Here is a 14798-nt window from a genome sequence, read left to right as displayed (position 1 = left end):
CCTTTTAGGCACTCTATAGTTTATCATGCAAGAACGCTTTGATTTTGTCCACTGTTACGGATGGTTCAATGTTTTGCAGAAGGTAATCCGATTCTTTCTTGTGAATCACCTGGTCCGGGTAGTTTCGCAAATACTCCTCCAGCACTTCTGGCGGTGCGGCTTCCCGCTCCTGGCGCAGCCGGATATCATCCTTGGTAACGTAGAGGAAGATCCGAATCGCTCCTTGTCCGAACTCTCTGCGGAACGTTTGCACCCCATCCCAGTTCACGACGATGATCGCAGCCTTCCGCTTCTCCAGCGCCTGATTCAGCTCATTTTTCGAGACGCCATAACGGCCTCGCTCCAGGGTCACTGCTTCGTAAAATTCATCCCGGCCTGCCATAGCCTGAAATTCATCAGTCGAAACGAAGTGATAATGCTCTCCGTCCTGCTCATTCGGGCGTTTGGCACGCGTGGTGTACGATAGCACGTAAGGAATTCCGAGATCCGTGCTTAACTTCTTGGCTGTAGCCTTGCGTCCCGAACCGCTGGTGCCTGTGATAATAATGATTTTGAGCTCAGGGGTTTCAGCCGGAACGGGTTCGGTGCTTTTGTCGGGTTCGGCCTTCGTTTCTGGTTTGCCATGCGTTGTCTTGGATGTTTTTAGCCAGTCCCACATATCTTACCCTACGCCTGACAAGGGTTCACCTTGCCCGCACAGGGATTCACCTCCTTGCTGCATTTACTTCTATATATTATATTTCGGCAAAAAGCAGCAAAAAGCTTATGCTATTCGTAGGTTTCAGGGAAAATAGCCCTGTAAGCAGGACTACGCTCTAAAATACTCGCCGAGCAGTCACAAATCGTTCTCGCCAAGAGGCGGTGAATGGCTCGATATGAACGCCTTGATTCTTGGAGTACGTGTGCAGGATTTCGTTGTTGCCTGCGTAAATCCCGACATGTCCGATGTCTAGCCCTCGTGCGCTGAAAAAGAGCAAATCTCCTTTGCGCAGGTCTTCAATTTTGACTTCCGTGCCCTCCTTGGCTTGATCGTAGGAGACGCGAGGAAGCTCTATGGCGAGCGTATCCTGAAAGACACGCTGGACAAAGGAGGAGCAGTCGAACGTATCTGTCTGATCCGGAGAAGCACCAAATTCGTACGGAGCGCCTAAGTATTTTTTTCCGTAGGCGATGAGCTCGTCCGCCTGCAGCGCAATCAGCGAGGGGCTTGAATAGTCGGTATATTTCGGCTTTGCAGAAATATAGCCACTGTGCCGGTCGCGGGTGCGTACCTCCAGCCACAAGGGTCCGGCCTCACGGACGACGTGCACTTTCTCCCCGGTGGGAAGCATGTCCTTGGTGACGCTGTCTGCGGAGGCATTCGGCGCGCTGCGAAGGTTCACGCCCCACTTGACAGTCGTCTCATATTTCAGCTCCGAAGTGATCCGCACCGTTTTTGCGGCGGCGTCCCAGTCCACGCTGCTTCCCAGCGCTTCGCTGACAAAGCGCAGCGGCACCATCGTGTACCCGCCCACAATTTGGCCGGGTACACTGAGCGGCAGCGCTTGTCCGTTCAGCTGCGCGGAAGGCTCGCCGATGCGGTAAATGAGCGTGGTGCCAGCCTTGGCGGCCGTTACGGTTTTGCTGTCCCGGTTCCAGGACAGCTTGGCGCCCAAGGCCTCAAACAAGCCCCGCATCGGTACGAGCACGGTGCCGCTCACGTTCAGCGGCTCCGTCTCGGGCTGCAGCAGCTTACCGTCCAAGTAGACGGCGATGGTGCTGTCGGTGCTGCCGACATTGGGGCTTGCGCTGCTACTGGCACTGGTGCTGCTAGCATTGCCGTTGCCGCTGCTACCGGCTCTGTAGACAACCGGCTCGGTTTGGCTGCCGACAGCCGGAACTGGCTGCCCGCTTGACCCCGCAGCTTCTTCCGCTCCCGCATACGGAGCGGCGGAAGGCAGCAGCGAAGCTGCCAGCAATCCAGCAATTACACGTTTGCGTATCGTCACAACGATCACCTGATTTCTGGATGTATTTTCATATAGTTGGACGATAGTAAAGTTGATTTGTTGTGTGCCAAATTTTTCCGGCGGGCTATTCCGCCCGGATGATATCCAGCCCGTTCATATATTTCTGCAGGGCCTCTGGAATGCGAATCGAGCCATCTTCTTGCTGGTGATTTTCCAAGAGTGGAATCAGGATGCGCGGCGAGGCCACCGCCGTATTGTTCAGCGTGTAACAGTACTGCAAGCTGCCTGCGGCATCGCGGAACCGGATCTGGGAACGCCGGGCCTGAAAATCGAGCAGCTGCGACGACGAATGAGTTTCTCCGTATGCCTGCCGGCTCGGCATCCACGTCTCGATGTCCCACTGTTTGTACGTCTTTTGGGACATGTCGCCCGTACAAACGTTCATGACCCGGTAAGGCAGCTCCAACTGCTGCAAAAGCTCCTCGGCATTTTTCGTAATTTCCTGAAACATAGTCTCCGAGGTGTCCAGGCTGTTTTCACAGAGAATGACCTGTTCAACTTTGGCAAACTGATGCACCCGGTACAACCCGTGCACATCCCGGCCCGCCGAGCCTACTTCATTCCGGAAGCAAACCGAAGCCGCCGCAAGCTTAATCGGCTTAGTTACATCGACGATCTCGTGATCGTAATACGACACGAGCGGCACCTCGGAGGTGCCGACCAGCCACTGGTCCTCTTCCGTCAACCGATAGGTTTGATCCTCCCCAATCGGGAAAAAACCGGTATTGTACATGGCCGTCGTACGCACCATGAGCGGCACCTCCAGCAGCTGGAAGCCCCGGCTCACGAGCAGGTCTATGGCCAGCTGCTGCACGGCCCGGTGGAGGGCAACGCCCACTCCAGTTAAATAGTAGCTGCGGCTGCCCGCCGTCTTTACGCCCCGGGGAATATCGATCATGCGATGCAGCTCGCCTAAAGCGACGTGGTCTTTTAGTGCGAAATCAAATGCCCTCGGTTCGCCGACTCGCTTGATCTCCACATTGTCCTGATCCGAGCGCCCCTCCGGCGTATCCGGCGACACCTGATTTGGAACCAGCATCATCAGCTCGCGATAGCGCTGCTCGGCTTCCCGTTGCTCCTGCTCCAAGGTGTCGAGACGACGGTTGACTTCACGTACCGCCTGTTTTTGCCGCTCTGCCAGCTCTTGCTGGTTTTCCCGAATGAATGTGTTGATCTGCTGAGTCATCCGGTTTCGTTCCTGTCGCAACTGCTCCACTTCTTGCAAGGCCAGCCGCCGTTTGTCGTCCCACTCCAGAAGCTCCGCGATCGAGAGGGGAATACCCTTTTGATTTGCTACATGTTGCACGAGCTCCTCGTTTTTCCGAATCCATTTAATGTCTAACATGGTCACCGCTCCTTTAATAGGTGTAAAAAGACAAAAAAGCGCCCTTCGTCCGTTGGGACGAGGAGCGCTTATATTCTCGCGGTGCCACCCAAATTGACTGAACAAGCCTAAGACTGTTCAATCCTCTTTGTTCCGCGGTAACGGGCGGACCCGGTTAACTTAGGGGGAATGGCTTCGCGCGTACCGGCACGATTCCCCTTGACGAAAACGCCTCCGAGTTGGATGCTCTTCATAGACATGGTTTGGATATTTGTGAACAGTATAGCTCAGGGATTCGTTTTTATTCAAGAGGGGGGAGAAAATTTTATGAAAAAAATATTGTTGACCGGCTTCGAGCCTTTTGGAGGAGAGCGAATCAATCCGGCCGTTCTGGTGATGGAGCGGCTGAAGGAGCGAACAGTCGGTCCGTACATGGTTGAGGGACTGGAGCTGCCGACGGTGTTCGGCAAGTCCGTTGATCGTTTGATTGAGGCCGTGGAGCTGATCGAACCTGATGTTGTCATCTGCCTTGGGCAGGCTGGCGGTCGCCCCGATATTTCGTTTGAGCGAATCGCCATTAACGTGAATGATGCCCGTATTGCGGACAATGAAGGCAATCAACCGGAGGATACGCCGGTCGTGCCGGGTGGACCCACAGCCTATTGGTCCACGCTGCCGATCAAACAGATGGTCGCAAGGCTCCACGCCAGCGGTATTCCGGCTTCGGTTTCCGATTCGGCCGGGACTTTCGTGTGCAACCAGCTTTTTTACGGGCTGATGCATCATATTGCGGTGAGCGGGAAGGAGATGCGGGGCGGTTTCGTTCATATTCCTTACCTTCCCGAGCAAGCCTTGGAGCATAAGGGTGCCCCAAGCATGACGCTGGACTTGATGGTTGCGGGTTTGGAGCAGGCAATAGAGATTCTGGAGTAGAAGAGGGTTGTATCTCGTTCTTAGGTTCAAGTCTTCGCACGTAGTAATTGCATTTTATACAGTTAATCCTTGTCATTATGGCAATCTTAGAAAGTTAGTTGTAAAAAGCGCAGTTAAAAAGGGGGGAATCGCCTCTTCTTCCCGTTTTAGCCCATTTTAGTTGCACGTTTTACAGTTAAAATCCGGAAATCCTCAATTTGCCCGAAAATAGCTGCACTAAATGCATTTAGTGGTGTGAATTTACACCGCAACCGTAGCAAGAGGTAGATGGGATGAGTTACTCCAAGAGGAATAGGCATGGAATACATGATAATTCCCTGATCCCCTCATTCGCCCCGTTTGCCGGACAACACTTCCATTGTGGGCGGATATTTTTTGTTATATGATATCATGGTAAAATGGGATTTCATGCGGTTTATCCGCAGGAATTGATTTCTATGACATGAGTGTGGGGGAAACGATGTATCCAAAACAATTAAGCTATAAAATGCCCGCCGAATGGGCGCAGCATATACGTACGTTTATTTCATGGCCGGTGCAGGACTCGATGTGCTACCCGGAGCAATATAACGAGGTGTGCGAGGGGTATGCCGGGGTTATCCGGGCCATTTCCGAATTCGAACCGGTTACGGTCATCGTAAATCCGGACGATCTGGACAAGGTCCAAGGCCGGTTTGCAAACGCCGGCGACCGCATCGAATGCCTGCCTATCGAGCATAATGATGCGTGGCTTCGCGACAACGGCCCTACCTTTATCATAAGTGACGAGGGGGAGCTGGCCGGGGTAAAATGGGGCTTCAACGCCTGGGGCGGCAAATATTCGCCTTGGGATCTAGACGATGCGGTGGCTCCGCAAATTCTGAGCGCGCATCAAGTGAAGCAGTTTACCGCTCCGCTGGTGCTGGAGGGCGGCTCCATCCATACGGACGGCGAGGGGACGCTGCTCACGACCGAGGAGTGCCTGCTCAACCAAAACCGCAACCCGCATATGAGCCGGGAAGAAATCGCAGCCGCCGTCAAAAATTTCGTGAACGTGGACGAAATCATTTGGCTGAAACGTGGACTTCATGGGGACGAAACGGACGGTCATGTCGACAACGTGGCCTGCTTTGCGGCGCCAGGTAAAGTAATTCTCCAGGTATGCGAAGATCCGAACGATGAGAATTATGAGATTACGCAGGAAAATATCAACATATTAAGCGAAGCTGTCGATGCCCGAGGCCGTAAGCTGGAAATCATCAAGATTCAGCAGCCGCCGAAGGCGATCTTTGAGGATCAGCGGCTGACGCTGAGCTATTTGAACTTTTACTTCGTCAACGGCGGCATCATCCTGCCGGTGTTCGGCGGAGCGGCGGAAGAGACGGACCGCAAGGCGATCCAGGTGCTGAGCGAAACGTTCCCGGACCGTAAAATACGCACGGTTGACGGTATGGCGATCATTCGCGAGGGCGGCAATGTGCACTGCACGACCCAGCAAATGCCGGCAGTTTGAAACCAATATAACTAAAGGGGGATCGAACCAACATGAGAAAAGTTAAAGTGGCAGCAACACAAATGAGCTGCTCGTGCAATAAAGAAGACAATATTTCCAAAGCCGATGCTCTGGTTAGAGAGGCGGCGAAGCAGGGGGCGCAGATTATTTTGCTGCAGGAGCTGTTCGAGACCCCTTATTTTTGCCAGAAGGAAAAATCCGACTACTACGTATATGCCACCGAGCTGGAGGAGAATGCAGCGATCAAGCATTTTCAGCAGGTTGCCAAGGAGCTGGAAGTGGTGCTTCCGATCAGCTTCTATGAAAAAAAGAACAACGCCCGCTACAACTCGCTGGCCGTGATCGACGCAAACGGCGAGGTGCTCGGCCGGTACCGGAAGAGCCATATTCCCGACGGTCCGGGTTATGAGGAGAAGTTCTACTTCAATCCGGGCGACACCGGGTTTAAAGTGTGGAAGACGCGCTACGCCAAAATCGGAGTAGGGGTGTGCTGGGATCAATGGTATCCCGAAGCGGCGCGCTGCATGGCGCTGATGGGTGCGGAGCTCCTGTTCTACCCGACCGCAATCGGCTCCGAGCCGCAGGACGGCTCCATCGACTCCAAGGACCACTGGCAAATGTGCATGCTCGGACATGCGGCGCAGAACCTGGTGCCGGTCATCGCCTCCAACCGGGTCGGCTTGGAGACGGATGAGGATTCGAGCATCACGTTCTACGGTTCCTCCTTTATCGCGGGACCGCAGGGCAACAAGATCGCCGAGGCGAACCGTACCGAAGAAACGGTGCTCGTGGCCGAGTTTGATCTGGACCAACTGGAGACGCAGCGGATCGAATGGGGGATCTTCCGCGACCGCCGGCCGGATCTGTACAAAATCATCACCTCTTATGATGGCGAGCTTCGCATAGACTGATAGCATAAACAGACCATTTTGGCCCCTAATCCTACAGCTGCAGTGTCCAAACTGAACTGTACAGACAGGATTAGGGGCTTTTATTTGAAATATTTTGGGGAGCCACGAAGTGGTTCTCTTACATGTATGCAAATTGTCAGCATATGAAGGAGATATGACCGTATAACGGATGTCCTGAAGGGTGATGGAAAAGAGGAAGATGGGTAGGAGCAACTCGAAGGGGAACGATCCACTTTGAGCAAAAGGAAGTAGAAGGGGTCTTCGAAGTAGAACAGAAGAGGGAATGGGTATGGGGTGGAAAGTTTACGGCCCGCCTTTAAAGTCGTGTTCTGACCCCATGATCCATTCCATAAGAACACGACTTTAACAGCGGGTGAAACCCCATACCCATCCCTCCCATCCCTCTAATGTAGAAGTCTATGCCAACTCAAAGGACGCCGTTAGGCGTTTTTCCAAATCAGAAAGAGGGGGAAGACCATGGCTCGCAAACTATACTTGGCATTACTATTACTTAGCTTGATTTGGGGAGGCTCCTTTTTCTTTATCAAAATCCTTTTGCAGGATTTCGGTCCCTGGACCGTGGCTTTCCTCCGTTCGGGGCTTGGGCTTGTCACCCTCGTGGTGATCATGCTCGCTCTTAAGAAACCATTCCAGCTCCGCAGCATCCCGTGGCTCCCGATGGCGCTGATGGCCTTGGTCAATACCGCCATCCCTTGGGCGATTATCGGATTCAGCGAAACCCGGCTGACCAGCAGCATGGCTTCGGTACTGAATGCAACGACACCCCTTTGGACGATGATCGTCGGGGTGCTGTTTTTTCGCTCGGCGGTGGTAAAAAGGCAGTGGTTCGGCATGGGCATTGCCTTCATCGGCATTATCGTACTGCTCGGCGTAAATCCGTCGTCCATCGTTTCGGTCGATTTGCTCGGTTTTGCCTGCATGCTTTCGGCGACATTGTGCTATGCGGTCGGCTCGCATTGGTCGAAGCGGCTTGGCAGCGGGCTGTCGATGTACCAAATCACCTTCGGCACGCTAATTAGCGCTATGATAGGCAGCGGGATCATGGCTTTTTCGACGGAGGGAGTTTCCTTGACTCCACTTGCCTCGCTACCAACCTTAGGGGCACTGATTGGGCTTGGGGTTTTTGGTTCGGGGATCGCCTACATTTTGTTCTATTTTTTGGTGCAAAAAGGCAGTCCGCAGTTAGCCACGACGGTTACTTATCTGGTCCCGGCCACGGCGATCATCTGGGGCTTCACGCTGCTAAATGAGCCAGTCAGCTGGCGTCTCCTCGCCGGGCTTGTGTTCATCCTCGGGGGCGTATATTTGGCTAATAAAACGTCAGTACGGCCTGCCGGAAATGCAACGAACCTTGGTGCTGAGATCCGGTAAAAGAGAAGGTATTACGATGTGATGATTATCATTTTCGCAGTCTTTAACGCTCGAACTCAAACCATTCGCACAAAGCGAGTGGCTTTTTTTTGCCAAGATGGGACCACTCGTTGCATTTAGGCTCGTATATGTAGTCCTGTTTCCATAGGGCAATATTGTCCATAATAGATCTGACAGCAGCCCCAATATAGGTGATTTCACGGTCCGTCATCATGGGATGCAGGGAGAGACGTACCCAACCTGGTTTAGCCGACATATCACCCGTTTCTATCTGTTTGGCGATTTTCTCGGAGTCCCCCTTGCCAATGCCCAGCAAAAAATGCCCGTACGGTCCGGCGCAGGAGCAGCCGCCTCGTGCCTGAATACCGAAGCGGTCGTTCAGCAGCTTTACCATCAGATTGTAATGGACGGATTCGGCTGTAAAAGATACGATCCCGAGCCGTTCTCGGCTGGACCCACCTAGAATGCGGACCCCTGGCACCGACTCTAGCTCCCGCAGCAGCAAGTCTGTCAGCCTCTGCTCTCGTCGCTGCATTCGGGCGGTGCCCATCCGCTCCTTGAGCTTCAGGCAAAGCGCGGTGCGGATGGCCTGCATCACGCCGGGCGTTCCGCCCTCCTCCCTTGCCTCGGCATTGGCCCAATACCGGTAATCGCCCCAGGGATTCGTCCACGATACTGTGCCGCCGCCGGGTTGATCGGGGACTGAATTGACGCAGAGCGCAGCATTTAGCACAAGCACACCGCTCGTGCCGGGACCACCAAGGCATTTGTGCGGGGAGAACAGGATGGCGTCGAGACTTTCGAGTGGTGATCCGGGGTGCATATCTATATCCGCATAAGGAGCGTTGGCGGAAAAATCAACAACGGCGATGCCGCCATGCTCATGCATTTTGCGGGCCAGCCGGTGGTAGGGCGTACGGAAACCCGTGACGTTGGAGCAGGCTGTGAAGGCGCCGATTTTCTGCCTGCGTTGGCGGAATAGACGCAGCATCCGCTCCAGGTTTTCCGGGTCGACGGAGCTGTCTCTCCCCGGAGGGATGCATACGACATCGCCAATCGTTTCCGCCCAGGAAATTTGGTTGGAGTGATGCTCCATATGGGTGACGAAAATAACCGGCCGATCAGCGTCTGCCATTCGGCAGGCAGCTTTAAATTTATCCGGAACCTTTAACCCCAGCAGCCGCTGGAGCTTGTTCACCGCGCCCGTCATGCCGGTTCCGGCAAACAGCAGAATGTCCTCCGGGCCTGCATTGACGTGCTTTTTGATAATCCTTTTGGCCTCTTCATAAGCATCGGTCATCGTGGTGCCTGTCATATTGGAATGGGAGTGGGTATTTCCAACAAAAGGCCCGAACTCACCAGCAAGCTTTGCTTCAATAGGACGGTACAGGCGACCGCTCGCCGCCCAGTCGGCATAGAGCAGCTTTTTTATTCCATAAGGAGATTCAAATGTTTGCTCGTATCCGATCGTATTATCCCGGTATCCCTTGAAATATTCCTCTTCCTCGTCAGAAGTAGACAGTACATACGTACTGCTGCCGATGACAGCTTCCAGCATGTTGATTCTCCCCTTTTGACACATTGGCATAATTAGCTGAACTTTTTACATTTAGCTCCATTCGTGTTGACGGAAACGGCGTGGGAAAGTAAATAAACACAACGCGGTGCGGCTTTCCTAGTCGATTTAGAATACGCACATCCGCCCAGAAGGGTTAAAGGAATTTCCACTAAAAAAGAGTAGACATCACTTAAAATTTTGATATTATATTAATGAAAATGATAATCAATATCAAACAAAAAAGAGACAAAGGGGAATCTATTTTTATGCTCAGAAATAAATGGATCGGGCTCGTATTTGCGTCCTTACTTACGCTGGGGATGTTGGCCGGCTGCGGGGGAGAAGCGAAGGATAACTCGGCGAAAGAGGCGGCGGTGCAATCTTCAACTCAGACTTCGAGCGAAGGATCGGGGCAAGCGGCGAACCCGGCGGGGGCTTTGAAATTCACACATGCATGGGGTGAGACCGAGCTCTCTGAACCAGCCAAAAAAGTAGTGACGCTAGACTTTTCATTTATTGATACAATGGTTGCCTTAGGTGTAATGCCGGTTGGAAACGCCGGGGTCAGCGAGTCGAGAATCCCGGAATATTTGCAGGACCAAATCACGTCGGACGTAGTGGACGTGGGCGAGCGCAAGGCGCCTAACCTGGAAGTGATTGAATCGGTAGGCCCGGATTTGATTCTGGCCAGCCAGGACCGCCACAACATGATCAAGAATGAACTGCAGGCGATTACGTCCACCATTGCTTTAGACGATAACAGCTATGAAGAAATCCTCAGCAACATGGATCTGATCGCAAAAGCGGTCGGCAAAGAAGAGGAGGCTGCAAAAATTCGGGCTGATCTGGAGAAAAAAGTTGCCGAGGCTAAGCAGCAGATTACAGGCAATCCAAAAGTGCTTGTTGTCGGCCTCTTTGACGACGAGTTTGCGGTATGGCTGAAGGATTCGTTTGTCGGCTCTCTCTTAACCGACATCGGAGTGGATTATCCGCTCCAGGGGGAAAAGTCGGAGGTTGAGGGGAAGGGCGAGGTCGTTAACATGACGCTTGAGCGACTGAGCGAAATTAATCCGGACTACATTTTCATCTATGGAGACGAGCTGGATAAATATAAAGACAACCCGTTGTTTAAACAGATGACATCGGTAAAAAATCAGCATATGATCCGCGTGGACCGGAATATTTGGTCGCGCGGACGCGGGCCGATTGCGGCAAACAAAATTTTGGATGAGGCGATTTCGCAGCTGACCGGCAAGTCTGCCCAAAAGTAAGGAGTGAGCAAGCTTGCATATGGCGCCATTAAGGGACAAACGGGTTAAGACCCCGTTTGTTTCTTCTGTTTTTTATTTCTGCTTCTTTTTGCTGCTATTGATCATATTTGGGGCGGCTTCAGCCCTTTTTCAAGTAAAAGGCATTTCCTTGCGACATCTGGCTGAGGTCTTTGCCACCCAGTCCAATGATGCGGTAAGCTATACGGTCTGGCATGTTCGCGTCCCGCGCGTGCTGCTCGCTGTGCTGTTAGGAGCCGGGCTTGCCGCTGCGGGGGCTTTACTGCAAGGAATGACGCGCAACCCGCTGTCTGATCCGGAGATTTTGGGGGTTAATCAAGGGGCCTCTTGTTTTGTGGTGATCGCCTTGGTGCTGTTCGGAGAGCAAAATGCTTCATGGCTGATTTTAGGAGCAGCTTTCCTTGGCGCAGCGGCAGGAGGAAGCCTGATTTATGTACTGGCGTTTCGCAGCGGGTATTCGCCTTATCGGATTGTTTTGGCGGGGTCTGCAGTAAGCTTGTTTCTAGGGGCGCTAACAACGGGTACCATTCTACTGCATGAAAACAAGCTGACGGAAATTTTGTATTGGATGGCCGGAAAGCTGTCAGGCTCGAATTGGGATGACATCCGTATCATATTGATCCCTGTGCTGGTGGCGCTGGTCTGCTCCTTTGCACTGGCCCAGCGGATGAATGTACTTGTTCTCGGGGAGGAGACAGCGCAGGGCCTCGGGATGAACACGCTTCGAATCCGCAGGTATCTTTCTGTTTTGATCGTAGTGCTCACCGGTAGCGCGGTGGCGGTAGCTGGCCCCATAGGCTTTATCGGGTTAATGGTTCCGCATATGGCTCGCAGGCTCGTTGGCCATGACTACCGGATTCTACTGCCTTTTTCGGCGCTGCTGGGAGCGAATCTGCTTGTGCTCGCGGATTTTGCCTCGCAGTGGATCACCTACCCGGCTGATATTCCGGTAGGAATTATTACGGCGCTTCTTGGCACCCCGTTCTTCGTCTATCTGCTCCGCAGCAAGAAAGGGGATGTGAAATGAACAAAAGGATTAGATTTACGCTCATCATGCTAGCTGGCCTTTCTCTATTGGCGGCTGCTGCACTGCTGAGCCTCCGCCTCGGGGCCGTGTCCACTTCCTTTTCCGAGATGCTGAGTGGCATTATGGAGGGGAAGGGGATTGTATTCAAGTATCGTTTGCCGCGACTTGTCATTGCCGTGCTAGTAGGAATCAACATGGCTTTGTCAGGCTCGGTACTGCAAAGCGTAACGCGTAACCCGCTAGCGGCGCCCGACATTGTAGGGGTATCTGCCGGGGGTGGACTAGCGGCAGTGATTATGCTGCTGCTATTTCCCAGCTCCCCTCCGCTCCTGTTACCGGTCGCGGCATTTGCCGGAGCTGTTGTGGCAGGCTTCATCGTATATGCCGCTTCGGCGGGGCCAGGAGGTATAAAGCCTGAACGCCTGGCGTTAGCGGGCGTTGCGATTTCCGCCGGCCTGCATGCGTTAATCACCTTCATGATCGTCAAGTTTGCGCTGGATTCGGCACAGGCACTGGTCTGGCTGAAAGGGAGCCTATACGCAAGATCGTGGCAGCACGCTGAGATGCTCTGGCCATGGACGGTGATTGGCGCGCTGGTTATGCTGTTCAACTTTAGAAAAATCAATTTGCTGCTGTTGAGCGAAGAGACCGTAAGCGGCTTAGGCCTGCGCGTTCACGCCGTTCGGCTGCTGCTCCTCGGGGCGGCCGTCGGCCTAGCTGCGAGCTCCGTTGCCGTGGCCGGCACCATCGGCTTCGTCGGCCTGGTCGTCCCGCATGCCGCGCGGCTGCTCGTCGGCGGCTCGGACAGCCGCCTGTTCCTGCCGGTATCGGCGCTCATGGGCGCCCTGCTCGTCACGGTGGCCGATCTGCTCGGACGGATTATTCTTCCGCCGGTAGAAATCCCGGCCGGCTTAATAACCGCCTTAATCGGCGCCCCTTATTTTATTTACCTGCTTGTAAATCGAAAATCGCCGGCAGCAGGCTAGGGGCAGAGGCCCCTGGAAGCTGATTTATTTTTAAATAAACAGCTGAATATCGGATTCCAGCGCATCACGCAAATATGTTTTGGCGTCGACGATTTCCAGCTCCGGAATGAACTCTTCCGGCTTAAAGCCCATAATGTCTACGGAAAGCTTGCAGCCGTAAAATTTGACGTTTTTCTTTTGCGCTCCCTTTAGGAAATGGATCAGCTTGGGCGCTTCGTTGTCTTCAATCATCTCTGTCAGCATCAGCTTGCCGAGACCACTAAAATTCATCTTGGACAACGGCAGCTCCTCTGGTCCCTTTGGGGTCATCAGGCTCATAATTTTCTCGTATAACGATTTGTCATCCAGTGTCATTTTGTCGGGATCGCGCACGAGGAAGAGCCCCCAGAAGGCAAAGAACATCGTAACCTCCACATCGATCTCCCGTGCGGTATTGGCTAGGATCAGCCCGGCCATCGCTTTATCGTAATCTCCGCTGAACATCAGCAGATTCATTCTTTTGCTCATGACATGCTGCCTCCTCATCCGGATCTCCTCCGGTTCATCTTTTATTGTAATTCAGGGTCGACCTGAGTCGGACCAGCAAAGCCGATTTCCATATCCACGCTAAATCCATGGGACCCTCCCTGCAGGAAATTCACTGCTTAAGGTGGGCAATATTTCCTGTTTTATGCATGTGAAATACATATGCCGGTATTTTATCTAAAATTTTATCCAATATTTTTTTACACATGAATCTATTTCCAAAATCCACCGCTTAAACTCTTGCTGTTTTTTAGGTACCATGGAGTCAGTCCATCATCAAACAGCATAGGGGTTGAACTTCGATGATTAAAAGGAAATGGACGCTGGGGCTTGCGGTGGCGATTACAGGCACACTGCTTTTTGGTAGCGCTTCCCACGCGGCTAGCTACACCGTGAAGTCAGGTGATTCACTATGGAAAATCGCAACTGCGTATCAGTTCACTACCACACAACTGAAAACAATGAATCAGCTATCAAGTGATGCTATTTATCCCGGTCAAATACTGCAGGTGCCGGGACCAACCACATACACCGTCCAGAACGAAGAAACGTTGTGGTTGATCAGCCAAAAATTAAACTGCTCATTAGACGCCCTCATTCAAGCAAATCCGCAGTTATCAAATCCGAATAACATATGGACGGGTTTGCAGATTCTGCTTCCAGCCGGGGTACAGTCTACTCCGGATGCGGCGGTGACCCAACCGTCGCGTTATGTAGACGCTTTGTTCCCGTTAGCAAAGGGCACGTACAGTCCGCTCGTCAACAACTTTGGGGAAGGGCGGGATTGGGCCGCCAGCGGCTCAGCGCAGCGGTCGCATGAAGGCGTCGATATTTTCGCCGAGGAATGGACGAAAATATATAGCGCGGCAGATGGTCAGGTGATCAACTATGGCTGGAGTGAACTGGGCGGCTGGCGGCTTACCGTTCGCACCGATGATTCTACCACCTTTTATTATGCGCATCTTGCGGGGTATGCGAGCGGCATCGGCACAGGCAGCAAAGTGACAAAAGGCCAACTGATCGGCTATGTCGGCAGCACCGGTTATGGTCCGGTAGGCACATCCGGCAAATTCGTACCTCATCTGCACTTTGGAATTTATCAGACAAGCCCTGCGCCATGGAAAGCAATTGACCCTTATCCATATCTGCGCTGGTGGGAGGCCAACCGATAGGTAAAGGCTTATCGAACAATTACGGCGGGCAAAAAGCGCGGTAAACGCAAGTACCGACGATGCTTTCAGCACTTATAACCTTCATAAAACGGAAGAAGACAGTCTGACGGCTGTCTTTTTTTTCGTATACTTGAAAATTCAATTTGCTGTTGTGACAACAATAGTGTATGATGCATAGTA

The 14798-nt window shown here is 52.9% G+C and carries 13 protein-coding genes; 8 read left to right on the top strand and 5 right to left on the bottom strand.

Annotated elements, in window-relative coordinates; translation table 11 throughout:
* Positions 1 to 13 precede the first annotated feature (13 nt).
* The 3 genes from ACFQ3W_RS15030 to serS all read right to left on the bottom strand — a co-directional run bounded on the left by ACFQ3W_RS15030 (position 14) and on the right by serS (position 3354).
* Positions 14 to 658, bottom strand: a complete 645-nt coding sequence (locus tag ACFQ3W_RS15030; RefSeq protein WP_379320053.1) for a guanylate kinase — start codon at positions 656 to 658, stop codon at positions 14 to 16.
* Between the two features lie 157 nt (positions 659 to 815).
* Positions 816 to 1988 carry a C40 family peptidase gene (locus ACFQ3W_RS15025; RefSeq protein WP_379320052.1) on the bottom strand — a complete coding sequence of 391 codons (1173 nt, stop codon included), beginning with the start codon at positions 1986 to 1988 and terminating at the stop codon, positions 816 to 818.
* Positions 1989 to 2073: 85 nt separating this feature from the next.
* Positions 2074 to 3354, bottom strand: a complete 1281-nt coding sequence (serS, locus tag ACFQ3W_RS15020) for a serine--tRNA ligase (RefSeq protein WP_379320051.1) — start codon at positions 3352 to 3354, stop codon at positions 2074 to 2076.
* 306 nt (positions 3355 to 3660) lie between these two features.
* Here serS and pcp point away from each other — a divergent pair, with 306 nt between their 5' ends.
* The 4 genes from pcp to ACFQ3W_RS15000 all read left to right on the top strand — a co-directional run bounded on the left by pcp (position 3661) and on the right by ACFQ3W_RS15000 (position 8061).
* Positions 3661 to 4266 (top strand): pyroglutamyl-peptidase I, encoded by a 606-nt coding sequence (gene pcp / locus ACFQ3W_RS15015; RefSeq protein WP_379320050.1) that lies wholly within the window; start codon positions 3661 to 3663, stop codon positions 4264 to 4266.
* Positions 4267 to 4726: 460 nt separating this feature from the next.
* The gene (locus ACFQ3W_RS15010) at positions 4727 to 5758 is read left to right on the top strand and encodes an agmatine deiminase family protein (protein ID WP_379320049.1); all 1032 of its coding nucleotides are present in this window, start codon (positions 4727 to 4729) and stop codon (positions 5756 to 5758) included.
* A 32-nt stretch (positions 5759 to 5790) separates the two neighbouring features.
* Positions 5791 to 6669, top strand: coding sequence for an N-carbamoylputrescine amidase (gene aguB, locus ACFQ3W_RS15005; protein ID WP_379320048.1), 879 nt, complete (start codon positions 5791 to 5793; stop codon positions 6667 to 6669).
* 477 nt (positions 6670 to 7146) lie between these two features.
* Positions 7147 to 8061 (top strand): DMT family transporter, encoded by a 915-nt coding sequence (locus tag ACFQ3W_RS15000; protein ID WP_379320047.1) that lies wholly within the window; start codon positions 7147 to 7149, stop codon positions 8059 to 8061.
* Between the two features lie 43 nt (positions 8062 to 8104).
* Here ACFQ3W_RS15000 and ACFQ3W_RS14995 read toward each other — a convergent pair whose 3' ends face one another.
* On the bottom strand, positions 8105 to 9619 hold the full coding sequence (locus ACFQ3W_RS14995; RefSeq protein ID WP_379320046.1) for an aminotransferase class V-fold PLP-dependent enzyme: 1515 nt from the start codon (positions 9617 to 9619) through the stop codon (positions 8105 to 8107).
* A gap of 266 nt (positions 9620 to 9885) precedes the next feature.
* Here ACFQ3W_RS14995 and ACFQ3W_RS14990 point away from each other — a divergent pair, with 266 nt between their 5' ends.
* Genes ACFQ3W_RS14990 through ACFQ3W_RS14980 form a run of 3 tightly spaced genes read left to right on the top strand, consistent with a single transcriptional unit; the run spans position 9886 to position 12921 of the window.
* Positions 9886 to 10890 (top strand): ABC transporter substrate-binding protein, encoded by a 1005-nt coding sequence (locus tag ACFQ3W_RS14990; protein ID WP_379320045.1) that lies wholly within the window; start codon positions 9886 to 9888, stop codon positions 10888 to 10890.
* Between the two features lie 19 nt (positions 10891 to 10909).
* Complete coding sequence (locus ACFQ3W_RS14985) at positions 10910 to 11935, top strand: FecCD family ABC transporter permease (RefSeq protein WP_379320044.1); 1026 nt, start codon at positions 10910 to 10912, stop codon at positions 11933 to 11935.
* Positions 11932 to 12921, top strand: a complete 990-nt coding sequence (locus ACFQ3W_RS14980; RefSeq protein WP_379320043.1) for a FecCD family ABC transporter permease — start codon at positions 11932 to 11934, stop codon at positions 12919 to 12921. The genes ACFQ3W_RS14985 and ACFQ3W_RS14980 overlap by 4 nt, the downstream gene beginning before the upstream one ends.
* 30 nt (positions 12922 to 12951) lie before the next feature.
* On the opposite strand, the gene ACFQ3W_RS14975 is transcribed toward ACFQ3W_RS14980, so the two are convergent.
* A complete protein-coding gene (locus tag ACFQ3W_RS14975) occupies positions 12952 to 13428 on the bottom strand; it encodes a DsrE/DsrF/DrsH-like family protein (protein ID WP_379320042.1) in 477 nt (158 codons plus the stop codon).
* A gap of 320 nt (positions 13429 to 13748) precedes the next feature.
* Between ACFQ3W_RS14975 and ACFQ3W_RS14970 the strand changes: the two genes are divergently transcribed.
* Positions 13749 to 14618 (top strand): M23 family metallopeptidase, encoded by an 870-nt coding sequence (locus tag ACFQ3W_RS14970; RefSeq protein ID WP_379320041.1) that lies wholly within the window; start codon positions 13749 to 13751, stop codon positions 14616 to 14618.
* Positions 14619 to 14798: the final 180 nt, after the last annotated feature.

The sequence above is a fragment of the Paenibacillus puldeungensis genome (assembly GCF_042678945.1).
Lineage (GTDB): Bacteria > Bacillota > Bacilli > Paenibacillales > Paenibacillaceae > Fontibacillus > Fontibacillus puldeungensis.
Note: the sequence above shows the minus strand (reverse complement) of the source record. Positions and strands in the feature narration are given on the sequence as shown.